General features: G+C 69.1%; 14 protein-coding genes. 1 reads left to right on the plus strand and 13 read right to left on the minus strand.

Annotated elements, in window-relative coordinates; genetic code table 11:
* Positions 1–18: 18 nt before the first annotated feature.
* Entirely contained in the window at positions 19–1623 is a 1605-nt protein-coding gene (locus tag PV679_RS23885; RefSeq protein WP_319682422.1) for a GMC family oxidoreductase, read from the minus strand.
* Between the two features lie 77 nt (positions 1624–1700).
* Positions 1701–3137: an aldehyde dehydrogenase gene (locus tag PV679_RS23890; RefSeq protein ID WP_319682423.1), complete on the minus strand. Its 1437-nt coding sequence runs from the start codon at positions 3135–3137 to the stop codon at positions 1701–1703.
* Between the two features lie 451 nt (positions 3138–3588).
* Between PV679_RS23890 and PV679_RS23895 the strand changes: the two genes are divergently transcribed.
* On the plus strand, positions 3589–4221 hold the full coding sequence (locus PV679_RS23895; RefSeq protein WP_319682424.1) for a TetR/AcrR family transcriptional regulator: 633 nt from the start codon (positions 3589–3591) through the stop codon (positions 4219–4221).
* Between the two features lie 49 nt (positions 4222–4270).
* On the opposite strand, the gene PV679_RS23900 is transcribed toward PV679_RS23895, so the two are convergent.
* From PV679_RS23900 to PV679_RS23950, 11 genes are all read right to left on the minus strand, one after another.
* Positions 4271–5035 carry an alpha/beta hydrolase gene (locus PV679_RS23900; protein WP_319682425.1) on the minus strand — a complete coding sequence of 255 codons (765 nt, stop codon included), beginning with the start codon at positions 5033–5035 and terminating at the stop codon, positions 4271–4273.
* 1 nt (position 5036) lies between these two features.
* Complete coding sequence (locus tag PV679_RS23905) at positions 5037–6362, minus strand: LLM class flavin-dependent oxidoreductase (RefSeq protein ID WP_319682426.1); 1326 nt, start codon at positions 6360–6362, stop codon at positions 5037–5039.
* Positions 6363–6481: 119 nt separating this feature from the next.
* Positions 6482–7822: an LLM class flavin-dependent oxidoreductase gene (locus PV679_RS23910; RefSeq protein WP_319682427.1), complete on the minus strand. Its 1341-nt coding sequence runs from the start codon at positions 7820–7822 to the stop codon at positions 6482–6484.
* A gap of 23 nt (positions 7823–7845) precedes the next feature.
* Positions 7846–8715, minus strand: a complete 870-nt coding sequence (locus PV679_RS23915) for an ABC transporter ATP-binding protein (RefSeq protein WP_319682428.1) — start codon at positions 8713–8715, stop codon at positions 7846–7848.
* Complete coding sequence (locus PV679_RS23920; RefSeq protein ID WP_319682429.1) at positions 8712–9602, minus strand: ABC transporter ATP-binding protein; 891 nt, start codon at positions 9600–9602, stop codon at positions 8712–8714. Before PV679_RS23920 ends, PV679_RS23915 begins: the two co-directional genes overlap by 4 nt.
* The gene (locus PV679_RS23925) at positions 9602–10489 is read right to left on the minus strand and encodes an ABC transporter permease (RefSeq protein WP_319682430.1); all 888 of its coding nucleotides are present in this window, start codon (positions 10487–10489) and stop codon (positions 9602–9604) included. The genes PV679_RS23920 and PV679_RS23925 overlap by 1 nt, the downstream gene beginning before the upstream one ends.
* Positions 10490–10491: 2 nt before the next feature.
* Entirely contained in the window at positions 10492–11520 is a 1029-nt protein-coding gene (locus tag PV679_RS23930; protein WP_319682431.1) for an ABC transporter permease, read from the minus strand.
* Positions 11521–11556: 36 nt separating this feature from the next.
* The gene (locus PV679_RS23935) at positions 11557–13134 is read right to left on the minus strand and encodes an ABC transporter substrate-binding protein (protein ID WP_319682432.1); all 1578 of its coding nucleotides are present in this window, start codon (positions 13132–13134) and stop codon (positions 11557–11559) included.
* An 875-nt stretch (positions 13135–14009) separates the two neighbouring features.
* On the minus strand, positions 14010–17450 hold the full coding sequence (locus PV679_RS23940) for a CARDB domain-containing protein (protein ID WP_319682433.1): 3441 nt from the start codon (positions 17448–17450) through the stop codon (positions 14010–14012).
* Between the two features lie 372 nt (positions 17451–17822).
* Positions 17823–24188 carry a type I polyketide synthase gene (locus PV679_RS23945; protein WP_319682434.1) on the minus strand — a complete coding sequence of 2122 codons (6366 nt, stop codon included), beginning with the start codon at positions 24186–24188 and terminating at the stop codon, positions 17823–17825.
* A gap of 132 nt (positions 24189–24320) precedes the next feature.
* Positions 24321–25607, minus strand: coding sequence for a beta-ketoacyl synthase N-terminal-like domain-containing protein (locus PV679_RS23950; RefSeq protein WP_319682435.1), 1287 nt, complete (start codon positions 25605–25607; stop codon positions 24321–24323).
* Positions 25608–25675: the final 68 nt, after the last annotated feature.

The raw sequence follows: 25675 nt of genomic DNA on the forward strand, positions 1-25675 counted from the left end.
GGAGGCGTGAGTTGGCAGTCAGCTCTGCCGCGCGCGGATCCGCGTGGCTGCCTTCTCGGCGATCATGATCGTCGGTGCGTTGGTGTTTCCGCTGATGATGGTCGGCATGACGGAGGCGTCGACGACACGGAGCCGCTCCACGCCGTGCACCCTGAGCTCCGGGTCCACGACGGAGTCCTCACCGGCGCCCATCGCGCAGGTGCCCACAGGGTGGTAGGCCGTCGCACTCCAGCGACGGATGTGCTCGTCGAGAGCCGCGTCGTCCAAGGCGTCGAGCTCGGCCGTGGCCGGGAGATACGGTCGCGCCAGACAGTCGGCGAAGGGCGGGCGGTGGGAGATATCGATGACCGACCTGAGGCCGGCGGCCATGAGCGGAAGATCCGCCGAAGTGTCGAAGTATCCGGGATCGATGACCGGTTGAGTACGCGGATCGGCAGACGCGAGGCGCACGGTACCGCGAGCCGACGGATTCAGGACGACGCAGTTCATTGTGAACACCGGCCGGTCGGGCAATTTCTGGCCGCTGAGGATGAGCGCCGTGGCACCTCCGACCAGTTGTATGTCGGGCCATTGACTGTCGTCCGTCACACTGAGAAACGCGCCGACTTCGCCGTAGTTGGAGGCGAACGGGCCGCCCCGGCCGGCCCGCCAGCGCCGCAGATTGTCCGGAGTGAGCAGGTCCCGGACGATGTCACTGGAGTTCTTCGTCTCCCACACGACGGGAGCCATGAGCTGGTCCTGCAGGTTCCGTCCGACGCCTGCCAGCGGCACATGGACGTCGATTCCAAGATCGCGCAGCTCACCGGGGTCGCCCATGCCCGACAGAAGCAGAAGCTGCGGCGAGTTGACGGAGCCGCCGCAGACCAGGACCTCCAGGTCCGCGTGCGCCATCCGCTCCGCTCCGTCCAGCAGATAGGTCACACCGGTCGCGCGCGACCCGCTGAGTGTGATTCCCGTCGCCATGGCGCCGGTGCGCACGGTGAGATTGGGCCGGTCGAGAGCGGGACGCAGATAGGCGTCGGCGGCCGACCAACGGCGGCCGTCGTGGCAGGTGACCTGATAAGGGCCGGCACCGAGTGCGGACGCTCCCGCGAAGTCGTCGTTGTAGTCGGGGCCCCAGTTGACGGCTGCCTTCAGCCAGGCTTCGGAGAGTTCATGGGTGTAGACGCGGTCCTCGACACGCAGTGGGCCGTCCGATCCGTGGTAGGGATCGCCGAGCCGGCGGTTCGACTCGGACTTCTTGAAGTACGGGAGGACGTCGTCGTAGCCCCAGCCTGCCGCGCCGTGCTCGTCGCGCCAGCGGTCGTAGTCGTGCGGATTGCCACGGGTGTAGATCATGACGTTGGTGGATGACGACCCGCCCAGCGTCCTGCCCCGCGGCCAGTAGAAGGTGCGGCCGGCCGGGGTTTGCTCGGCTGTTTGGTAGTTCCAGTCCGCGTCCGATCCGAACAGCGTTCCGAGAGCGGCCGGTGCGTGGATGGCCTCATCGGTGTCGGGACCGCCTGCTTCGAGGAGAAGCACGTGTACGGAGTTGTCGCGGCTCAGGCGGTCCGCGAGTACGCAACCGGCGCTGCCGGCGCCGACGATGACGTAGTCGAATCCTTCGGTTCTGGTGGAAGTCATGATGCGCCCATCGCCCGGCGGGCGATCGTCCCGGTCTGGCTCGTCCGGCACGGAGCGATCGGCTGCCGGATGTCATGTCAGGGGTGGTAGATCGACTGGAACTGCTGGTAGGCCTGGAGTCCTTCGGGCCCCATTTCGCGGCCGAGGCCGCTGGCTTTTCTGCCTCCGTACGGAGAGGTGAGGTCGGGCAGGTAGCCATTGAGCCCGACGGTGCCGGTCCGGATCCGGCGGGCCACCCGGTCGCCGTGGTCCGTGTCGGTGGTCCAGACGGTGCCGGCGAGGCCGTACGCCGAGTCATTCGCGAGGCGCACGGCGTCGTCCTCGCCGTCATAGGGCGTGATGGTGAGGACCGGGCCGAAGATCTCTTCCTGCGCGAGAGCGGAGGCGTTGTCGACGTCCGCGAAAACGGTGGGTTCTACGAACCAGCCCCGGTCAAGACCGGCCGGCCGGCCTCCTCCCGTGGTGAGCTTGGCGCCTTCGCCGAGGCCCTCGCTGATGAAGCCCTGTACTCGTTCTCGTTGCCGAGCGCTGACGAGCGGGCCTATTTGAGTGGCCGGGTCGAGCGCATCACCCACGACAGCGTCCCGCGCCATGGCCGTACAGAACTCGACTACCTCGTGGTACCTGCCACGCGGGGCCAGAATCCTGGTACTGGCGTAACAGGCCTGGCCGTTGTTCAGCAGGCTGGCCATGAAGAACTGCTCGTGATGAGAAGCGAGGTCCGCGTCTTCGAGAACGACCGCGGCCGACCTGCCTCCCAGCTCCAGGGTCACTGGTCGCAGCAACTGAGCACAGGCGGCGGCCACTTCGCGGCCCGCCGCGGTCGATCCGGTGAACGACACCTTGTCGACGCCGGGATGGGAGACCAGATAGGAGCCCACCTCGCGCCCACCGGGCACGATGTTGATCACTCCATCAGGAATGTCGGCCGCGTCGATCGCTTCCGCCAGCAGCACCGAGTCGAGCACCGTCTCCGGCGCCGGCTTGAGCACCACGACGCAACCCGCCGCCAGGGCCGGAGCGATCTTGAAGAAGGCGATGGTCTGAGGGAAGTTCCAGGGCACGACGGCGGCCACCACTCCCATGGGTTCGCGGCGGACCAGCGTCTTGCCACGCGGCAGCCCGGTACGGAGTTCCTCATCGGGCGTGGTGCCGATCAGATGCGCGTAATAGCGCAGCAGGGCCGCTGGGACCATGCCCTCGAAGAACCCGGCGACGGAGATCGGCATGCCATTCTGCGCACTGACAGCGTTCGCCGTCGCCTCCTTCCTCGCGTCGAGCGCGTCAGCGAGCCGGATCATGGCCGCGGCACGGCGCTCAGGCTCCCAGGCGGGCCAGCCGCCGGGCGCGTCGAACGCGGCACGCGCGGCCCCGACAGCGCGGTCGATGTCGGGCACGGAGCCCTCCGGAACCACGCCCAGATACTCGCCGGTGCTGGCGGATACGGCGGTGATGGAGCGGCGGCCGAACGGACGTATCCAGTGTCCGCCGATGAACAACTGATTCGTATCCATGATGAATTCTTCTCTCGCGGTGGTCCTTGGTGGCCGCGGCACCCTCCGGTCATGTCCAGGGTGTGGACGTCACCTGTGGATGTCACCGTGTGGACGGCCGCTCAGTGGGACGCACGGCCGGTACCGGCGATCATGATCGCGCCGACTCACACTCGGCCCTTTGAGCCGGGAGCCACCACTGCGCAGCCCCTCTCGGCACGAGACGACCTCAGGAGGGGCGTTTATGCAGTTTGCTACCACACGCGTCCGACGCTACACCGATCTGGGGGCAAATGTCACCAGATGCGTAGAATGGACGAAAAGGCTCTCGCTGGATGGCGTTGGAGGCGGGCCGGACGCCGCGGCCGACCTGACCCCCGCGGAGAGGCCCACCGCGTCCTCCTCGACACCAGGCCATCAGTGTGTGACACCGCGTCGTGTGGACACAGCGCACCGGGAGAGGCGGCACGGCATGAGGACCTATGGAGGAATGACGGCGGAGCAGCGCACCTCGCTGCGACGTCGGCGCATCATGGAGAGCGGTCTCGAACTCTTCGCCGGCCGGGGATACGCTCGCACCTCCATCCGCTCGGTACTTCGCCACGCGGGATTGAAGGACAGATACTTCACGGAGAGTTTCTCGTCCCTGGACGACGTCATGGCGGCGCTCGTGAGGGACATCTACGAGGAACAGATCACCAGATGCGCCGAGGCGATCGGAACGGGCCGGACGCGGCACGAGCGGGCTCGCGACATGATCGACGTCCTTGTCAGGCTGCCGGTCGCGGATCCACGAAAAGGGCGAGTCAAACTCGTCGAGTCGCTGAGCGCCGGCCCGTTGACCGCCTACGAGCGGCGGCGCGGCATGGAAGGCATGACCGGCCTCGTGGCATCGCTGCTGAGAGAGGGTCCTCTCGATCCTCGGGTCGATACGGCCGCCATGTCCGTGGCCGTCGTCGGCGGAGTCGGCGAGCTGCTGCTGAACTGGGGCAATGGAACTCTGCACATCTCCGGCGAGGACCTGGTGGACCAGGCGCTTTTTCTCTTCGAAGCCGTGGCCGGGCACACAGAGGCGTTTCCCGTGCGGAGAAACCGAGAGCGGTGACGCCATCGAGTTATCGGCTGTCGGCGGCGCGTCCGCCGGACGGGGGCGCTCACCACGCGCTCGATTCCACCGCGACCACCGGCACCAGTTCGTTGCGCAGCGTCTCCAGGAAGGTGACGATCTCGGCCGCCACCGAGCGGTGCTGCAGGTCGTTGAGGACATCGTGGTGGCCGCCTCGGACCACCGAAAGGCGGGCACGGTCCAGCGACTTGGCCGTGCGGACAAGCGCATTGTGATCCGCGAGCGGATCGGCGTCGCCGATGAGGATCAGCGCCGGGACGGCGACCTCGCTGTCGTATGCCGCCGTGAGCAGTTCCTGCGGCACCGCGTCGTCGAGCGAGCCTCGCCGGACCCCGGAGTCGTCGGTGAGTGTGCCTCGATGAGCGGGGCAGGAGGTGCGTACGTCCAGCTCGTGGTCCCAGGCGCCGACGACGGTGGCGGTGTGGCCCGGGAGCCCGGCGAGGACGACGGCGTCCGGCCGCCGGGCGGCAGGAGTGTCCTCTCGGCCGAGGAGCGCGGCAGCGGCGGCGCCGATGTCGGCTCCCACCAGCACGACCGGGCGGACGACACCGTCTTCGGCGGCGGTGCCCTCGACGGCATCGGCGAGCCGCGCGCCGAAGCGGGCCAGCGAGCCGGTCGGATCGGCGGTGTCGAAGTCCGGGGTGTCGATGACACGGACACGGTAGGCGTCGGCGGCGAGCCGCTTGCCGAACCGGGCATAAGTCGCCCGGGTCTCGCCTCGGCCGGGCACCACGATGATCGTGCCGCGCGTGCGGAGGCCCTCGGGACCGTGGTGGTCGGTGTACTCGGTCATCTCACACTCCTGCGGGTTCGGGCTTGGCCGCGGGCTTCCAGCCCAAGGCGGGTGCGACTTCGGTCGCGATGAGCTCCAGTGCGCGGATCGCGGCGTCGTGGTCGGGTACGGCGGGATTGAACTGGGTGATCAGGTCGGTCGCGACCGGCAGGACCCGCTCCTGCCGGAGTGCTGTGACGATCTCCTCGGGCGGGCCGTAGAACGAGTGGAAGCGGCGCAGCGCCTCGGCCCTGTCCAGGCCCTTGGGGAAGGCGCCGTTCGCCGCGAAGCGGAGCGCCGCGCGGTGGACGTCGTCGCCGATCTGCCGGAGCGCGGTGTCCCTGTCCTTCGCCGGGAACACGAACCGGGACAGTCCCACTCGTGGGCGACGCGGCTGGTCCCAGGCGCCGAGGAAGGCGTCCGCCCAGGGTCGCTGCACCTGGTCGGTCGGCGCGTCGAAGCCGTACGCGGCACGGTTGAGCAGCAGGTTCGAGCCACCGGCCGCGGCGTACCGCGCGCCTTGCCCGCTGAAGACGCCCTGCCAGATCCGGTCGGTGAAGTCGCCGGCCGCAGGCTGGATGCGGAAGCCGGGCGTGCGCACCTCCTCATTCGCCAGGGCCCGGCGCAGCACCTCCAGATTCTGGCTGGTCAGCTCGCGTTTGCGGGCGATGTCCCGGCCGAACGCGGCGTACTCCACATCGCTGGAGCCGCTGCCCACGCCGATCTCGACGCGTCCGCCGCTGAGTGTGTCGACGGCCGCGACATCCTCGGCGAGGCGGACCGGGTCCTCCAGCGGGAGGATCGTGATGGCGGTGCCGAGCCGGATCCGGGTGGTCCTCGCGGCGGCGTGGGCGAGGAACGTCCACGGTGAGGAGAGGCCGCCACCGCCGAGGGAGACGTGGTGCTGCGCGACCCAGCCGACGTCGAAGCCGAGTTCGTCGGCGGCCACGAAGAGTTCCTGGGCATTGCGGTAGGTCCGGGCCACGTCGTCGCCGTGGCCCTGGACGTGTGTGAGGAAACCGAGTCTGAAGCGCGGTGTCCCGTTGGTCATGGTGTGACTGCCTTTCAAGGGTCGGGCCACGCAGGAGTCGTGGCGAGAGGAAGCCGATCGCACACCGGTCGGCGGACCGGGCGGCGGTGTCGGCGGCTGTGCGCCTGTCGCGCCGGCGGTGACGAGATTTGTCGTCGCGGCCTCGTGATGGTCGGCGCCCAGCACATGGTCGAGGACCGTGCCGGCACCTCCGTCGGGCAGCCCCGTCCCGCGCCGGGCGATGTGCTGATCGGGACGTACGAGGACGTTGACGGTGCCGTGGATCGCGCGTGCGTCGGGATCGGGCAGGTGTATCACCGTGAACGGCAGCGCCCGCGCCGCGGCTTGCGCGGCGAGGCCTGCTCGACCGCGCGCGGCGGGTGTCCCACCGCTCCGGCCCGCACCAGTGTCGCGGTGCGGGCCCGGCCGCGCGGTCCTCAGCCGTTCGCGAGCAGGCGCTCGGCGGTGTGGCGGTTGGCTGGGACGGGCAGGCCGAGGTTGGCGCGCAGCGTGTCGCCGGCGTACTCGGTGCGGAACAGTCCGCGCTTTTGCAGGATCGGGACGACGCCGTCGACGAAGAGGTTGAGATCGTCGTCGGTGCGGAAGGCGAGGTTGATGCCGTCGAACGTGCCGGCGTCGAACCACTGCTCGATGGTGTCGGCGACGGTCTCCGGTGCGCCGACGAACGGCGAGCGACGGAACTGGCTGATCGACTCCGCGACCTGACGCAACGTCAGGTTCTCGGCCCTGGCCCGGTCGATGATCTTGGCTGCGCCCGTCCTGCCGCCCTTCTCGGCGAGGTGCGCGACGTCCGGGAACGGCGCGTCCAGGTCGTGTCGGCTGAAGTCGTACGCGCCGAAGGAACGGCCGAGGAGAGCGAGGTTGCGGTCGAAGTCGTTGTCCTCCTCGAAGATCTCCCGCTCGCGGTTCCTGGCGTCCTCGTCGGTGGCGGCGACGACCGGGCCGCCATGGATGAAGATCTTGATGTGTTCCGGATCGCGGCCGTAGGCGGCGGTGCGCCGCTTGATGTCCGCGTAGTACTCCTGCGCCTGCCGCAGCGTGCCGCCCGGCGCGTAGATGCCCTCGGCGACCCGCGCGGCGAGGTCGCGGCCCTCCTCGGAGACTCCGGCCTGGAAGATCACCGGCTGGCCCTGCGGCGAGCGGGAGAGGTTGAGCGGCCCGGCGATCTTGAAGTGCTCGCCGTCATGGTTGAGTTCGTGCAGCTTGGCCGGGTCGAGGAAGACATCGCGTGCCACGTCGGCCGGGAACGCGTCGTCCTCGTAGGAGTCCCACAGGCCGCGGGCGACCTGGACGAATTCCAGGGCGCGGCCGTAGCGGGTGGTGTAGTCGAGGTGTTCGTCGAGCCCGAAGTTCCTGGAGGTGCCGGTGTCGAAGCTGGTCACCACGTTCCAGCCGGCGCGGCCACCGCTGATGTGGTCGAGTGAGGCGAACCGGCGCGCGAGGTTGAACGGCGAGTTGTATGTCGAGCTGGCCGTGCCGACCAGGCCGATGTGCTGGGTGTGGGTGGCGACCGCCGAGAGCAGTGTGAGCGGCTCCAGCCGGTTGAGATAGTGCGCCGGGTAGGTGGCGTTGATGAACTGGCTGTCGACGACGAAGAGGGCGTCGAAGAGCGCGTGTTCGGCTGCCTGGGCCTGCCGGATGTAGTAGGCGATGTCGATGCTGGCGTTCTTCGCGACGCGCGGGTCTCTCCAGAGGCCGTGCTGGCCGGGGCCGCCGACGCCGTACGGATGGAGCGCGAGGTGGATCGTGCGGGACATGGCTCTCCTTGTTCGTGGTGGGTTCAGGTGTGCAGCAGCGCGCGCAGCGCCTCGCGCTCCGCACGGTTGGCCGGAGCGCTGTGCAGTGTGGGCGCGGAGCTGACGAGCAGGCGTGTGTAGACGTGCTGGGGCCGGTTGATGATGTCGTCGGCGGCGCCGACCTCGACCAGTTCGCCCTGGTACAGCACGGCGACGCGGTCGGCGATCCCGGCGACGGACCCGAGGTCGTGGGAGATGAAGACGAGGGCCACTCCGGTGGCGCGGAGCTCCTTGAGGATCTCCAGGACCTGGACCCGGTTGGCGGAGTCCAGGGCGCTGACCGGCTCGTCGAGGATGACGAGCCGCGGTTCGGTGACCAGCGCCCGCGCCACCGCGGCCCGCTGGCGCTGGCCTCCGGACAGTTCACCGGGCAGCCGGTCCAGGAGGTCCTCGGTGAGGCGGACGCGGGCGAGGAACGAGCGGACCCGCTGGGCCGCTTCCTTGCGCGGGACGCCCTGGACGAGCAGTGGATCGGTCAGTGAGTCCTCGATGGTGAGGTCGGGGTCGAGGCTGCGCAGCGGGTCCTGGAAGACGTACTGGATCACGCCGCGGCGGCGCAGGTCGCGCCACTGACGGTTTCCGTAGGCGCTCACGTCCTCGCCGCCGATGACGATCGAGCCGGTCGAGGCGCGTACCAGTCCGAGTGTGGCGCGGGCGAAGGTGGACTTGCCGGATCCTGTCTCGCCGATGACGCCGACGGTCTCGCCGGGCGCGACGCTCAGTGAGACTCCGTGCAGAGCGCGGCGGCGCCGACGGCGCAGGCCGTAATGGACGTCGAGGCCGGTGACTTGGAGGACCGGGCCCGGAGGCTGCTCGGTGCCGGCGGACCTCTCGTCCGACAGCTCGGTGGTCACGACGCCTCCTTCGGCGTAAGGAACTTCTCCAGGCCGTACTGCTCGTGCTCGGCGATGAGGAGCTGGGTGTACTCGTGCTGCGGGTCGTGGAGCACCGCGTGTGTCGGGCCGTGCTCCACGACATCGCCCTGTCGCATCACGAGGACCTCGTCGCACAGTTGGGAGACGACGGCCAGGTCGTGGGAGACGACGACGAGGGCAAGGCCGGTGCGCTCGCGCAGATCGGCGAGCAGGTCGAGGATCTCGGCCTGGACGGTGACGTCGAGCGCCGTCGTGGCCTCGTCGGCGATGAGGATCCGCGGGTCGGCGGCGATCGCCGCCGCGATCAGGACGCGCTGGAGCATGCCTCCGGAAAGCTCGTAGGTGTACTGGCTGTAGACCAGCTCCGGGTCACGCAGACGCACCGCCCGCAGCAGTTCGAGGGCGCGGTGGCGTGCCGCGCGCCGGTTCAGTCCCTTTTTGCTCCGGATGACCTCGACGATCTGCGGGCCGATACGGATCGATGGATTGAGGTATGACGCGGGATCCTGGAAGACGGCGCTGATCACGGCGCCGCGCAGGTCCGTCCACTGCGGCCCGGTCAGGTCCGCGATGTCGGTGCCGTTGATCTCGACCGAGCCGCCGGCGATCTCGAAGTGCGCGGGCAGGATGCCCAGCGTGGCGCGGCAGGTGAGCGTCTTGCCGCTGCCCGACTCACCGACGATGCCGACGACCTTGCCGGGCGTGAGCTCGAAACTCACTCCATGGGCGATCTCACGGTCATTGGCCCGGTCAGTGATGCGCACATCGCGGACGGCGAGCACCGGTGAGGTCACCGGGCCGGCGGTGGCGTGCGGAATGACGCTCCGGGTCTCCTCCGGGGCGATGTTTCTGGACAGTGTCGTCATCACGCACCTCCGGTCGGAACGGGATCGGCCTTGTCGGGACGGTTGGCGCGGGCCTTGCGGTTGTTGACCAGCGCGCGGCCCGCCTCGCCGGAGACGTCCCGGATCGCGTCGGCGAGCAGGTTGCTGGCCCAGACGGTCACCGTGATCAGCAGCGCCGGTGCGAGTGGCGCCCACGGCCGGTGGCTGAGGTAGCCGAGGTCCGAGGCGAGCAGTCCGCCCCAGGTCGGTGCGGGAGGTTCGACGCCGATGCCGAGGAACGTCAGGCTGGAGACGATGATGAAGCCGACGCCGATGGTCTGCGCGAGCGCGACCGCGATCGGCGGGAGCACCTTGATCCAGACATGGCGCCGTACGATCCAGCCGATGGAGGCGCCGGAGATGAGCGAGGCCTCCACGTACGGCGAGCGGGCCACGGCGAGTGTGGCGGCGCGGGCCACCCGGTAGAAGAGCGGCGAGACCAGCGCGCCGGTGACCAGCATGGCCTGGGTGATGCCATTGCCGAGCAGTGCGATCACGGCGACGGCGAACAGCAGGAAGGGCAGCGCGACCAGTGTGTCGGCCAGGCGGAGGGTGAGCCACTCGAAGGCGCGGCCCAGATAGACCGACAGGATGCCCGGAATCGCGCCCACGACCAGTGCCATCAGCGCCACTTCGAGCGAGCCGAGCACACTGACGCGGGACCCGTCGAGGAGACGGCTCAGCACATCACGGCCGAGGTGGTCCGTGCCCAGCCAGTGGGCGCCCGACGCGGCGGCGAGTGTGTTGTCGCCGGTGGCGAGCGGATTGCGCGGAGCGAGCAGCGGGCCGAAGATCGCGAGCACGGCGATCACGGTGAGAATCGCGACGGCGATCCGGCCGGAGGTGAGTGCGAGGATGCGGCGGACCATGGTCATACTCCCCTCTGGGACGCCGGCGTCACGCGGGCCAGCACCAGGTTGACGATCAGGTTGAAGACGACGACCAGGACGATCGACACCACGAGGACGCCTTGTACGGCGGGTACGTCACCGGCCTGGGCGGAGTCGTTGGCGAATCTGCCGAAGCCCTGGAGGCCGAAGATCCATTCCGTCACGACGGAAGCGCCCACCAGCGACGGGAACTTCAGGCCGAGCGTGGCGAGCGCCGGTCCGAGGCCGTTGCGCAGGACGTGACCGAAGAAGATCCGTCGTGGGCTCAGTCCTCGTACGATCGCGCCCGTCACGTAGTTCTCGCGGTAGGCGCCGATCAGACTTGTACGCAGTTGGCGCGCGACGTCGGCGATGACGTCGAAGCTCAGCGCGACGGCCGGGAGGGTGATGTGCGCGAGCCATGGTCCGATCCCTTGTTGTGCCGGGACGTATCCGGCGGCCGGGAAGAGATGGAGTCCGACGGCGAAGACGGCGACCAGCACGATGCCGACGACGAACGCGGGCATCACGGAGATCATGGTGACAAAGCCCGTGATCGCGCGGTCGATCCAGGTGGTGCGCCGCAGCGCGGCCACCGTGCCGAGGACGAAGCCGACGACCACGCCGATGATCAGTGCGAAGACCGCGACCGAGAGGCTCACGCCCAGGCCGAGGCCGATGAGCGTGGAGATGTCGGCGCCGTTGGTCCAGCTCGCGCCGAGCTGTCCGTGCAGGACACCGCTGAACCAGTCCCAGTACTGGACCAGGAAGGGCCTGTCGAGACCCCATTGGGACTCGACTCTCGCGATCGCCTCGGGAGTCGCCTCCTCACCCAGTTGAATCCGCGCCGGGCTGAGCCCACTCAGTGACCGCAGCGCGAACGTCACGAACGTCGCGACCAGAAAGACAGGTACGAAGATCGCGACCGACCTGGCGAGGGTGACCAGGACGCGGCCCAGCGTGTGCCGCGTCCTGGCCGCCGCGACCCCGTGACCGCGGGCCGGCGGAGCCGGTATCTCGGTCGTCGTCATGAGGTTGCCTCCTCTCGGTTCCGTGGTGGGCGAAGGTCAGTTGCCGCCGGAGATGGTCACGCCGGTCCAGTCGAGGTGGGCCGGGTTCGCCGGCAGCTTCGAGATCGACTTGCTCTTGGCGATGAGGTTCGGCGAGGAGTACGTGAAGACCAGCGCCTTGCTCTGGAGGCCGGCCCGGGTCGCCGCCCGCAGGACCTCCGCGTAGTCCGGATCGTCCAGCGGGGTCTGGCGGACCTTGGCGATGGCCGCCTCGAAACCGGCCGGCTCGTAGGGCGTGCTGAGGTTCAGCGGGCCGTTGGGGCCGAAGTGGGCGGTGAGGGTCTGCGCCGCGGAGTCACGGCCCGTGGTGCCGTAGAGCGAGAACGTCAGGTCCTTCGCGAAGAACGGCGTGGCCCAGTTCTTGTCGATCTTGATACGGACGGTGATGCCGACCTTGGCCAACTGCGACTGGACGATCTCGGCCTGAGGGTCCTCCGCGGGGATGACCAGGTCGAGCTTGATGTCGCCGGCCTGGTGGCCCGCCTCGGCGAGGAGCTTCCTCGACTTCGCCGGGTCGTACGCGTAGGTGTTCTCCGACTCCGGGTCATAGGCGACGTAGCCCTTCGGGAACGGCTGGTCGGTCACCTCGCCGTAGCCGAAGGTCAGCTTGTCGACGAACTCCTGACGGTTGATCGCATGGCGTACGGCGTCGACGACCTTGTCGTTGTCGAACGGCGCCTTGTTGATGTTCAGGCTGATGTTCGAGGCGTTGAAGCCGGGCTGTACGAAGACGTCCAGGCCGGCCTTCTTGGCGGCGTCCGCCTGACTGGGTTCGATGTCCGCGAAGTTGTAGACGCCGGTCTGCAGGCCGGAGACCACCGTGGAGGCGTCGGGAGCGGAGGTCAGCTCGACATTGTCGATGTGGATGTTCTTCGCGTCCCAGTAGTCCGGGTTCTTCTTGAGGACCACCTTGGTGCCCGGTATGAGCTGTGTCACGGTGAACGGCCCGGCGCCGACCGGGTTCTGGTCCAGCTTCTCCGGAGCGGCCGCCGCCTTGGGGCTGGCGATCTGCAGGACGCGCTCGCCGAGCAACTGCGGGATCTGGTAGTCGACCTGGCTGAGACGGAGGACCGCGTCCAGGCCGCTGGCGTCCACCGACTTGATCGAGGTCAGGTCACCGAAGAGCGCCGAGTTCTGCTGCTTCTTGGCGCGCTCGATGGCGGCCTTGACGGCGGCTCCGTCGACCGGCTCGCCGTCGCTGAACTTCAGATCGGGGCGCAGATGGAAGGTGATCTGGTCGCCCTTGGCGTTGTACTCCCAGCTCCTGGCCAGGTCCGGGACGGCCTTGCCGCTCTCGTCGGTGCGTGTCAACGAGGCGTACACCAGCGAGAGTTCACGGAACTGAGCGCCGCTTCCGCCGACCACCGGGTCCCAGTGTGTCGGGAAGTAGGACGAGGTCCACTTGAGTGTGGAGGCGCTGCCGGCCGAGGAGTAGGCGTCGCCGCCGCAGGCGCTGAGCGCGGGGACGAGCAGGGCGACGAGCGCGGTTCCGAGGGCCGCGAGGCGCGGGCGGCCGGTCCGTCGGGCGGATCGGAGGTCCAGTCTGGTGCGGCGGGGCGTGGGTCGTCCGGACATCTCTTTGTTTCTTCTTTCCTTGATGGTCCCGAGCCGTGTCAGGTCGGCGGGTTCGGGACACGAGGGCTGACTCGTAGCCCGCGCGGGACGGTCGACCCGTACGTCGGTGGGTATGCCGAAGGGGCCTCGGTGCACACGTCGGGCACACCACGCTCGGGGCATGTGGCGTCGACGGGTTCGCGGGGGCGGACCAGGAGGCGATGAAGAGGAGGCGACGAAGCGCGGAAGTGGAGGCGCGGGGCGTCGGGCGCGGTTCAGCCGGACGGCGGGCGGCCGGCGCCGCCTGGAGCGGTCAGGCGCCTGCGGGCCGTGGGCGGCTGGCGGTCAGCGACAGAGAGCGCTGCAGGTGCGCCGCAGATCCACGTAGCGGCACACCACACCGGGGTGCGTCGTAAACATGCTGCACATCTTGGCGGCAGCCGTCGGAGACTGTCAATGGACACCAATTGGTGTCTCATTGGGCGGGACGGCCTCCGGCCGCAGATCAGGGACCCGTGAGAGCGGCAGGCGTGACGGCCTGGTGCGCGGCGGCCTCCTGTGGCAGACGGGCCGCCGGCCCGGCACCGCGTGGCACGCGCGCGAAGGCGCGCACCACCGGTGCCGTCAGCGCGGGGAGTGGCTCAGGCGCGGGTGGCGAGGCGGTCGTCGGCGTCGGTGGAGCAGGGACCTCGGCGGCACGCACACTCACCGCTCCATGAGGGTCCCGGCCGGGAGGTGCCGGGAGCGGACAGCGGTGATCGGGCCCGGGAAGAGAGTCGCCTCTTCCCGGGCCCGATCTGTTGTCCCGCCGTGATTCAGCGGACAGGACCTAGAACATCCGGATCAGCTTCAACTCCGCGATGCCTGTGCGGCGTTGGCTGACGACGGTGTGGATCTCACCGTCGTACGCCCGGCAGCCGGTCCTGTTCCCTGGCCGCTGTGGCGCCGCCCGTGATCACGAAGCTCGAACCCGGTTGGGTGACGATGTCGCCGTCGGCCGAGTTGGTGATCGTCACGTTGGTCAGCGTCGCGCTGCCGCGAGCGCCGCTCATGGCGAGGATGCCGGCGCCGTTGTTCGACTTGTCGATCTTCACATTGTTGATCACGACTCCTGGTACGTTGCCGCCACCTGTCTTGAACTGGATGCCGTCGAAGGTGGAGTCGTAGATCTCGGTGTCGCGGATCGTGACCCCGGGGATGTCTCTGCTCTGTGCGAAGAGTGTGATGGCGCCGAACTCCTGATCCTCGTTCCAGAAGGCGCCACCGGTGCGGTGGAGGGCGTTGTTGGCGATCAGCGTCTGCCCGGAGAAGGGCAGCGGGTCGTGGTCGGTCGCCAGCATGATCCCCGGGTAGTTCGCGGTGTCGTAGACCAGGTTGTTCTCGATCTTGTTGCCGTAGCCGCCGTACACCGCGATGCCGGTCGCCCGCCAGGGAAGCTGGATGGTGTTGTTGATGAACTGGTTGTCGTGTGCGACGTCGACGGACGTGTCCTTGACGTAGCGGTTGGCCCAGACCGCCAGCGAGTCGTCGCCGGTGGTACGGAACGAGGAGTTGAACACCCGCGAGTTCCGTGTGCCGTTGGTGAAGTTGATGCCGTCGGCGTACGTGTCGCGGATGCGCATGCCGGTGAACTCCAGCCCGTCGGCCGGTCCCCACAGCTCCGGGATGTTGTCGTAGTCACGACCGACCCAGACACCGACGTTGGCGTGCTCGATCCATACGTTGGCGATCTTGGTGTTCTTGCCGAACCGGCCGTTCAGGGCCACGCCGCCCTCGGCGCCGTCCGGGCCGCCACGGATCCGGCCGGAGCCGAAGATGGCGATGTCGGAGATCTGGGTGTTGTTGTCGATGTCGAAGCCGAAGTTGCCCTCGTGCGGGTGGTTGATGCTGCCCACGGCGAGGTGCGGCTCGGTCAGCGTGTAGAGCTGTGAGTGCCACATTCCGGCGCCGCGGATCGTGACATTGCTGATGCCCACCTGGTTGTACTGACCACGGTTCAGCGGGTCGTCGGTCAGGATCTTCTTCTCCTGCCGCCACTGTCCCGCAGGGATCCACACACAGTCGATGACATCGGTCTGGTTGTCCGTCACCGCGCGCTGGATGGCGGCCGTGTCGTCGATGCCGTCGTCGGGCACGGCACCGTAGGCGGTGATCGACGTGCACTCGGCCGGCTTGCTGGCCGGCGGCGCCACCTGCTCAAGGTCGATCAGGTCGATGATGTAGAAGGAAGCGGTGTCGCTCGCGTCGCGCTGCAGCTTGAACTTGGTGCCGGCCGGATAGGTGGTCGACAGCAGCGCGTTCGACTCGTCGAACAGGCGGCGGGCATCGGCCTGAGGCGTGTTCGTCAGTGCCTCGGGGCCGTCGGTGTCGCCGTACAGCCAACTGTGTTTCGACGAGAGGTTCAGCTTCCGGACGAAGGTGTCATTGGCGTAGAGGCTGATGGTGGCCTCGGTGCCACCGCCGTTCGGCGCGTCCGGGATGGAGTTGCGCACCACGATCGAGTTCGTCGGGTTGGTCGAGGTGAACTCGACGAACTGGCCGGTGCTGTTGAGCCGTACCGACTTACGGCCGGAGGACTCGGTGGCGAAGTTGGTGTGGCCGAAGGTGCGCTCGGCGTCGGTCTCCAGCAGCGTGCCCTGGTACTGGCCGGCCTCGGCCTCGTACTCGACGTACGGAACCGCCGCACCGCGTCCGACCACGATCGAGCGGGAGAACGCGTTGTTGGTCTCGTTGGTCTCGGTGACGACGTTGGTGGCGTCGGCCGTGGCGACGAGGGTGGCACCGCCGTTCGTGGCGGTCCAACTGCCGTTGACGCTCACATTGGTGGTCGCTCCGGCGGCGATCGACGGAGTGTTGGTGTTGAGGGTGGTGCCGCCCACCGTCAGGCGGGTGACCGTGGTGGCGCCGGACGCGGTGGTGCCGCGGTTCTTCACCGCCACGGTGAACTGGACCGCCGCTCCGACCGCCGGGTTCTGCGGAGTGGAGTCGATGCTGAGCACCTGGAGGTCGGGACCGGGGCTCTGGCCGACGACCAGTTGCCCGGTCGCGGTGAAGCTGTTGTTGTCGTTGTCCTGCTCGACGATGGTGTCGGTCGGGTCCACCACGGACGTGACCCGGTAGCTGCCCTCCGCCCGCTTGCCGATGGCGACCTGGACCGTGGTCGAGGCTCCCGCGTTGAGCGCGCCGACCGGAGCGCTGCCCGCGACCGCGCCTCCCACGCTGACATTGACCGTGGTCGCTCCGGAGGCCGCCGTACCCACATTGCGTACAGTCGCGCTCACCGTGGTCGTGTCGGTCTCCACCGGAGCGGCAGGCGTCCAGGACAGCGCCGTGACGGTGAGGTCCGGGTTGGGCGCCGGGACTCCGATGACCTGGAGTTCGGCCACCTGGCCGCCGGTCGCACCGGTGTTGCTGAAGATCTGGAGCTGTACGTCGGAGGCGCGCCCGGTGACCGGGATCCGCACCGAGTTCTGATTCGCCGACGGGTTGAAGGTGTAGTTGGCCCGGGCCGCCAGCGAGGTGAAGCCGGTGGCGCCCTGCGCGCGGCCGAGGACCTGGATGTTCTGCGTCCGGGTCGCCCACGCCGCGTCAGGGTTGAGCTTGACCACGACGGAGGTGATGTCGGCGTCGGCGCCGAGCTTCGCGGTCAGTGTCGACGGGTGTCCGGCGGACTCCCAGTAGGTGTTGATCTGGCCGTCGTTGGCGTTGGGCGCGACGAAGGAGAAGACCGACGAGGAGGCGTCGATCGGCTTGCCGCGAGCCAGATCGGCGCCGTCGTCCTCACCACCGTTCCCGCCGTCGTCCTCACCGCCGTTGCCGTCGTCCGTGCCGTAGATCCCGAACTCGGAGACCTGCGCGGCGGGCCAGCCCGTGTTGCCGGTGATGTTCAGCCGTACGTACCGGACGCTCGCGGAGGTGAAGTCGATGGTGACGGTGTTGGCCGTGCTCGGGCTGAACGTCCGTCCCTGCGACGCGGACAGGGTGCTGAAGGTGGTCCCGTCGGTGCTGCCCTGCACGCTGATGGCCTGCGTGCGCGCTTCCCAGGTGGTCGGCAGTTTGAGTACCACCTGGTCGACTCCGACACTTCCGCCGAGGTCGATCTGAACCCACCCGGGGAACCCGTTGGCCGGTCCCTCCCAGTACGTCTGCTGGTTGCCGTCGCTGACATTGACCGCCGGATGACTGCCCTCGGCTCCGCTGGCCGAGGCCGGCCTGCTCAGGGCCAGGTTGGGGCGGTCGGCGGCGGAGGCGGCGGACATGGGCAAAAGCCCGACGGCCATTAAGCAGGCCATGACTATGCCGGTCATCAGCCGCCGGCTGAGCTGCTTCCGTTTCATGGTGTCCTCTGTTCGGTCGGAACGAGAGAGTGGCCGGCCCGCAGGACCGGCCGGCCCCGTTGACGCGCCGGAATCGCCGTCTCGCGGATGCGCGACGGCGGGACGTGCGTTGTCGGTTGGCCGGACCGGGGATGACGGACGGCCGTGGGGGTCTTGAAGCAGAGCGGTGGGACTGCAGCAGGCGGCTCGGGCTCCTGCCATGTAGTTGCAGGCGGACTCTGAAAAAATTGAGCCAGTTGCCTATTTTTTTGCGAGTCACAGGTAACAATCATGTCATCGGTTTGTCAACAGTTTCCACACGCCGAACGGACCGGCTGGGCTCTGCCAGCCGGTCCGTCATATCGAGGAAAGATCATTCACAGGGCCGGAGCGTCACCTGCTCGCGGCCGACTGGCCGGTGTCCTCCAGCGCCAGGCCCATGCGGTCGGCGAGGCCGGCGGCGAGTGCGGACAGGGTCGGATGCTGCCAGACGAAGTTGCCGGGCAGCTTGACCCCGAGATCGGATTCGAGACGGACCCGCAGCTCCGTCGACAGCAGCGAATCGAAACCCAGCGCCTTGAGCGGTGTCCCGGGATCAAGGGTGGTGCTGCCCAGCCGGAGAATCGCGCGGATGTGCTCGCCGAGGTAGCCCTCCAGCGCGGTGCGCCGGGCGATGCCGGGAGCCAGCGCCCTGAGGCGGCCCTGGATGTCGCCGGAGTCGTCCGGCTCCGCACCGGCGGGTTCGTCGCCCGGTGCGAGGAGACTGAAGAAGGACGACTGCCGTCCCGAGGGAAGAATCCAGGTGTCCGGCTCTCCGGGGATCACGCCGGTCTGGACGCGTCCGTGACCCAGGAGCGCGTGCAGCGCCAGCAGTCCCTTGTCGGTCGGGATCGTCCGGTAGCCCCTGCTGCTGAAATCGGTCGCGACACCGGTCTCGCCCCACGGGCCCCAGTTGACCGCGAGAGTGGGCAGACCTTCAGCGGTCCGCCACGCGGCGAAGGTGTCGAGCCAGGAGTTGGCGGCGGCGTACACACCTTGTCCCGGATTGCCCAGCAACGAGGCCATCGAGGAGAAGACGACAAACCAGTCCAGCGTGTGTTCCGCCGTGGCGTTGTGCAGTTTCCAGGCGCCCGTGACCTTGGGCGCCCACACCCGATTGAGCTGGTGGTGGCGGACATTGGTGATCGCGGCGTCTTCGAGCACCATGGCGCAGTGCACGACACCGCGCAGCGGCGCTCCGTCCTCGGTCGCGGCGGCCACGAGCCGTTCGGCCGTACCGGCCTTGGCGATGTCGCCCAGTACGACCGTGGTCCGCGTACCGAGTGCGGACAGCTCCCTGATCTCGCGCGCGGCGCTGAGGGACGGCGGAGTGCGGCCGTTGAGGACGATACGGCCCGCGCCCTGCTCGGCCAGCCAGCGCGCGGTCGCCAGACCGAGGCCGCGCAGACCGCCGGTGACGACATAAGAGCCGTCGGCGTGCACGACAGGCGGCCCGTCCGGGAGCACGGCGGTGGTTTCCCCGTCGTCGGGGACGGTCAGGACCAGCTTGCCGGTGTGTCCCGCGCGGGCCATCAGGCGGAACGCCTCGGTGGCCTCGGAGAGCGGGAAGGTGGTGCAGAGCAGTGGCTTCAGACGGCCTTCGTCGAACTCGGTGAGGACCTCACGCAGCATGGCCGCGAACGCCTCCGGACGGGTCCGCTGAAGCTCGATGAGGTCAACGGTGCTCATGGTGATGTTGTGGCGGAACGGGCCCAGTCCCACGGGCGCGTCGGACAGGATGTCGCGTACGCCCAGCTCGACAAAGCGGCCGAAGGGCCGCAGGGTCTCCAGTCCCGCGCGAATCGCCGCACCCGACAGCGAGTTGAGGACGACGTCGACGCCTTCGCCGCCGGTGGCCGCGCGGGTCTGCTCGGCGAAGTCCAGCGAACGGGAGTCCATCACGCGGCTGATTCCGCTGCCGCGCAGATACTGCCGCTTCTTTTCGCTGCCGGCCGTCGCCAGCACCTCGGCCCCGAGCAGCCTGGCGACGGCGACCGCCGCCAGTCCGGTGCCTCCGCTGGCGGAGTGGATCAGGACGCGTTCGCCGGCGCTGAGCCGGCCGACATGCCGCAGCGCGTACCAGGCGGTGAGGAAGGCCGTCGGCAGCCCGGCCGCGGTGACAGGATCGATGCCGGCCGGAATCGGGGCGACGGCGGTGGCGGGGACGGTGACGAACGAGGCGAAGGCGCCGCCTTCGAGGTGGATGGCGAGCACCTGGTCTCCGACCTGAAGACCCTCCACACCGGACCCGACCTCGGTCACCACTCCCGCGCACTCGAAGCCGATCCGGTACCGGACGTCCTGCTCACCGGGCAGCAGGCCCATGGTCGTGAGGACATCACGGAAGTTGACGCCCGCGGCCTGGACGCGCAGCTCCACCTCGCCAGGTCCCGGTGTCCGCCGCCCGGTCGCGGTGAGTTCCAGACTGTCCAGGTCTCCGAGGCGGCCGGCGCGGAGGCGGAATCCGTCCACTCCGTAACGCACGGTGCGGGTGGTGGCTCTGACCTGTTCGGAAGGGACCAGTGGAGCGTGATCGAGCCGTGCGATGTGACGCGTGGGACCGCGCAGGGCGACCTCGTCCTCGCTTCCGCCGGTGAGCAGTTCCTCGGCCAGGTGCCGCAGGCCGGGACGGCCGCTCTCGGTGTCCACCAGCGTGGCACGCATTCCCGGGTGTTCGAACGCCAGGACGCGCACCACTCCGCGCAGGGCGCCCTGTTCAAGATCCACGCTCTCGCCGGCCACCACGGCGCGGGCGCCGCGCGTGACCGCGTACAGACGCGGCGGATCGGCGCTGTGCGCGATGGCCTGGGCGATACTGAGCACGCGCCGGGCTCGCCGCCGCCCGCCCACGGTGGGGTCGTCCGAGGCCGCGGCGGAGGCGCCGCACAGCATCACCACGGCGTGTGACGGATCCTGGCCGGGCGCCAGGTACTCGCCGACGGAGTCGCTGAGCTGTTCGAGCCGCTCATCGCTCAGTGGCATGTCCCAGACCTCGGCCCTGGCCCCGGCCTTGTGCAGGACGCCGGCCAGCGCCCGGGCGTCTCCGTCTCCCTCTCCGATGATCAGCCACTTCCCGGCCGGGACCCGCTCGGCGTTGCGCGGTCGGGAGACCTGGTGCCAGCCGGCCTCCAGGAACCACTGATCGACCTTGTCGTCCTTCTCCGGGCTCCGGCGCGCGAACTCCACACCGTCGACGGCCATCACCGCCTTGCCCGCTTCGTCGAGGAGACGGACATGGCCCACAGCGCTGTCGGCCGTGGTCTCCGTGATCCGCGCGTGGCAGTACACGGCGGTCGCCGGATCGCCCAGCACACGCACCGTCCGCATCCGGACGGGCAGGACCAGTCCCTGGCCGGCGTCCTGGACCGCTCCCGCGACCAGGAGTTGCAGGCAGAGGTCGACAACGACGGGATGGACCAGCAAGGAGTGCTCGCCGGTCCGCGCCGACGGCGGAATCCTGAGGCGGCCCCAGTAGCTGTCACCGCTCTGGGTGGTGTGCAGATCCGTGATTCCGGCGAATGCCGGACCGTGCTCCAGCCCGCGGCCACGCAGATTCGTGTAGAGACCGGCGGGATCGATGGTGATCGGGTGCCGGTGGGCCAGAGCGGCGACGGACGCCGCGCGGGCGCGTGGCGAGGTGGAGAGGCGGCGCAGTACGGCACTGGCGTGTGTCACCCACTGGCCGTCGTCACCGCGCCCGAAGATCTCACACAGGGCATGGTCCGGAGCGACCATGGTCACGGTTGTACTGAGGTCGGTGTGTTCGGTCAGCCTCAGCATCTCCTTGAACGAGACATCGGTGACCTCCACTTCGGTGGCCGCGGCCTCGAACACCTGGCAGGCGGTGGTCAGCGCGACGGCGTAGTAGGCGGCACCGGGCAGTACCGGTGTGCCGTGCACTCGGTGGTCGCTCAGCCAGGGCAGCGCGGCGGTGCCGGTGTCGGCCCGCCAGTGGTGCCGCACCCGTTCACCGGGAACCTCCGTGTGACGGCCCGGCAGTCCGGTGGCCGAGCGCGCGGTGCTCTCCTCCTCGGGAGCGGCATGCGGCGCGAGGTCCACCCAGTGACGCTTGCGGTCGAAGGCGATGGTCGGAACGTCCGCGAGACCGGCTCCCGCGTACAGCGGTGACCAGTCGACGTTCACTCCCGCGCAGTGCAGCGCGGCGAGCTGGGTACGGAAGGTGGTGGACTCGTCCTCTTCGCGGCGCAGCGTCGGCAGTACGACCGGCTCGTCGACCAGATCGCGCAGGCTCTGGCTGACGGCGTGCGTGACGACCGGATGCGGGGACACCTCGACGTATATGACGTTCCGGTCGGCGGCGGCCGCGGCCACCGCGGGGAAGAAGCGGACCGGGTTGCGCAGATTGGCGCACCAGTAGGCGGCGTCGAAGGCCGGCGACTCATGCGGGTCGGACAGCACGGTCGAGTAGAAGGGCACCTTCGGTTGACGTGGCGTCAGATCTTCCAGCGCCACGAGGAGTTCCGGCAGCAACGGCTCCACCTGCGGACTGTGCGACGCGACGTCCACCGCGACGGGCAGTGCCGGGACACCGCGCGCCTCCCAGGCGGCGACGAGCCGTGCCACCTGCGCCGGTTCGCCGGCCACCACGGTGGAGCCAGGCGCGGCCAGCACCGCCACCGAGACGGACTCGGCGTCACTCGCGGCGAGTTCGGCCTCCACCGCGCTCCGGTCCAGTCCCACGGTCGCCATGGCACCGGCACCGGCGATCCGGGTGAGCAGCGCGGAGCGCCGGCAGATGACACGGACGCCGTCCTCCAGGGACAGCGCACCGGCCACGACGGCGGCCGCGACCTCTCCCATGGAGTGGCCGATGACGCCCGCCGGTTCGACGCCATGGGCGCGCCAGGTGGCGGCCAGCGCGATCTGCAGGGCGAACAGCACCGGCTGCACCTTGGCGCATCCGGTGACCGGTTCACCGGTCCGTACGACCTCCAGCACGGAGAATCCGGCCTCGGCGGAGATCAGTGTGTCGGCTTCCGCCAGCGCCGCCGCGAACGCCGGTTCGCGCTCCAGCAAGCCACGTCCCATGCCGGGCCACTGCGAGCCCTGGCCCGAGAACACCCACACCGGCTGCCGGGAGACGGTGACACTCGACGCTCCGGACACCACGGCCGGATGTGCCCGGCCCGCCGCGAACGCCCTCAGGGCGTCGACCGTGTCGCTCCGGGTACGGGCGACGACGCCGAGGCGTCCTCGCCCGGCGCTGCGCCGGAGCGCCAGCGTATGCGCGACATCGCGCAGCGGTACGTCCGCTCCTTCGCCCTCCAGCCAGTCCGCGAGGCGCCGCGCCGAGGCGGGCAGCACCGCCGGGGATCCGGCCGGCACGAGGAGCACCTCGGAGGTGGCCGGCGAGGCCTGCCGGGGCCGTGGCACGACCGTGCGTCCGCCGCTCACCGGTGCCTGTTCCAGGAGCACATGGGCATTGGTGCCGGAGAATCCGAACGAGGAGACAGCGGCCAGTCGTGTCGCCGACTCCACGGGCCACCGGGTCAGCTCGGTGGGCACGAAGAAGCGGGTCTTCTCCGCGTCGATCGCCGGGTTCCAGCGCGTGAAGTGCGGATTGGGCGGGATGAGCCCGTGCTGGAGACAGAGGACGGTCTTGATCAGTCCGGTGATTCCGGCGGCGGGTTCGAGATGGCCGAGGTTGGTCTTGACGGACCCGAGAGCGCACCGGCCGTTGCCTGTGCCGTACACCTGCGCCAGGCTGGCGAACTCGATCGGGTCACCGATCGGGGTTCCCGTACCGTGCGCCTCGATCATTCCCAGGTTGCGCGGGTCGACTCCGGCGCGTGCGAGCGCCTGTTGGAACAGGGCCCGCTGAGCGGTGGGAGAGGGAGCGGCCAGACCGTCGGTCCGGCCGTCCTGGTTCACCGCCGAGCCGCGGACGACGGCGAGGATACGGTCGCCGTCCTCCACGGCGTCGGCCAGACGCTTGAGGACGACGGCGCCACAGCCCTCGCCGCGGACGAAGCCGTCCGCCGCGGCGTCGAAGGTGTGACACCGGCCCGTCGGCGACAGCATTCCCATCCTGTCGAAGGACCGGGTCGTCCTGGGCCGGAGCATGAGTGTCACACCGGCGGCCAGAGCGACGTCGCATTCCTTCTGGAGCAGCGCCTGGCATGCCAGATGGAACGCGACGAGCGAGGACGAGCAGGCGGTGTCGAGTGCCACGGCCGGACCGTGCAGCCCCAGCAGATAGGAGATACGGCCCGCGGCGACACAGTGCCCGTTCGTCAGAATCGAGCCCTCCAGCTCCTGCGGCTGTCCGGCGAGCCGGTCCATGTAGTCGTTGTAGCTGAGGCCGGTGAAGACGCCCGTCGAGGAGCCGGCCAGCCGGTCCGGCGGCAGCCCGGCGTGTTCCAGTGCCTCCCAGGCCACCTCCAGCAGCAACCGGTGCTGAGGATCGAGGACATCGGCCTCGCGGCCGGAGACACCGAAGAAGTCCGCGTCGAAACTCGACACGTCACTCAGGTATCCGCCCGGCGGGAGCGGCGTACGCCGGCCGGGGGCCACTGCCTCGCTGTCCCGCGCCCACAGCGCCTCGCGCGCCGGCGGCGGCGTCCCTACCGCTTCTCGTCCCTCCGCCAGCAGTCGCCACAGTGCGGCCGGAGAGTCGACGTCGCCGGGAAGCCTGCAGCCCATGCCGATCACGGCGAGCGACGCGGTTGTCTTGCCGGTGGGATTCCTGTGTTTGCCCATGGGAGTTCTCCTTGTCGGTTGAATACACACAGGAGCGAGAGGCCCAGGTACGGGTGCCCGTACGGACGAGGATCGGTCCGTACGGGCAGCAGGGCGGCCGCTGAGGTGGGCTGAGAGTCGTGGAGACAGTGCTCAGACGTCCGGGCTGCCCAGGAGAATCGCGCTCTTCACCCCGCCGACCTGATAGTTGAAACTCAGCGCGTAGTCGAAGTCGAGCGGCCGGGTGCGCACACCGGGAACGGGGTCGAAGGTGAGGTTGTCCGCCGGCTCCTCGCAGTTCGCGGTGGGACACACCTCGCCGTGCTCCATCATGAGCAGCGTGAGCGCCACGCCGAGACAGCCGGCCGGTGCGCCGTTGTGGCCGAAGCAGCCCTCCTGGGAGGACATCAGCAGGTCGCGTGCGCCGGATCCGTACAGTTCCGTGACGGCGTTCGCCTCGAAGGCGGTGACCACCACATTGCCGTCGCTGCCGCCGTGCACATAGGGCACCTGGTCGATCCCCACCCGGTCTCCGAGACAGCGGCGGACGGCGGCCACCAGCTCGCTGCCCGTCTCCTCACAGGCCAGCGGATTGGCCAGCCCGTCCCTCGTGGTGGCCTGGTTGAGCACCTGGCCGTACAGGTGGGCGCCGCGCCGGGACGCGTGCTCCCGGCTCTCCATGACGATGGTCACCGAGCCCTCGCCGTGGTTGATGCAGTCGGCACGACGATCGTACGGCCGCATCAGCGAGTCGAAGGACGGCAGCAGCGAGGGCATGTCGTCTGACCGGATGGCGTCGTAGGTGTTCTGCGCGCCCCGCAGCAGATTCTGGATGTTGCGGATCAGTTTGACGCTGAAGACATCGACGCCGGTCACCACGGCGACATCGACCTCGCCGCAGGCGATCATTCGCCGGGCGATGCCGATCTGCACGGCGGACGACGCGCAGCCGGCCGACACCGTGAAGTTGGGACCTTTCGAGCAGGTCAACGCTCCCTGGACCAGCGCGACATCGGACGGAGTGACGGCCTGTTCGGCGGCGATGAACAGTTCCATCGCCTCCGCCGCCTGAATGGTCTCGGGATCGGCCCGCAGCACGGAGAGATAGCTGTCGATGTTGGCGTCCACACCACCGCGCCCGACCAGGATCGCCGCGTCGCTCAGGTCTCCCGAGCGGGGATCCAGCTCGGCGTCCGCGCACGCCTCCACCAGGGACACCAGTCCGAACCGGTGCGCCGCGGTGTAGTGCCGGGAGAAGAACGGCGGGATGCCGGGGAGGCGTTCGTCGAACATCGCGTCCGAGAGGTCCACGGAGCCGAAGTAGACATCGTCCTTCATGAGGCAGGACGCACCTCGGGAGGCGACGTTCCACAGGTCGTCCGCGGTGAGGACGGGACGGCCGCCCTGACCGGGAAGACAGAACCCGATACCGGTGACCACGGCGTCTCTGCCCCGCGAGCCTGCTCGGGGGCCGCCGGCGGAGGTCACGACACACCTGCGTGCGACAG

Source organism: Streptomyces sp. AK02-01A (assembly GCF_033795305.1).
In the GTDB taxonomy this organism is placed as follows: Bacteria; Actinomycetota; Actinomycetes; order Streptomycetales; family Streptomycetaceae; genus Streptomyces.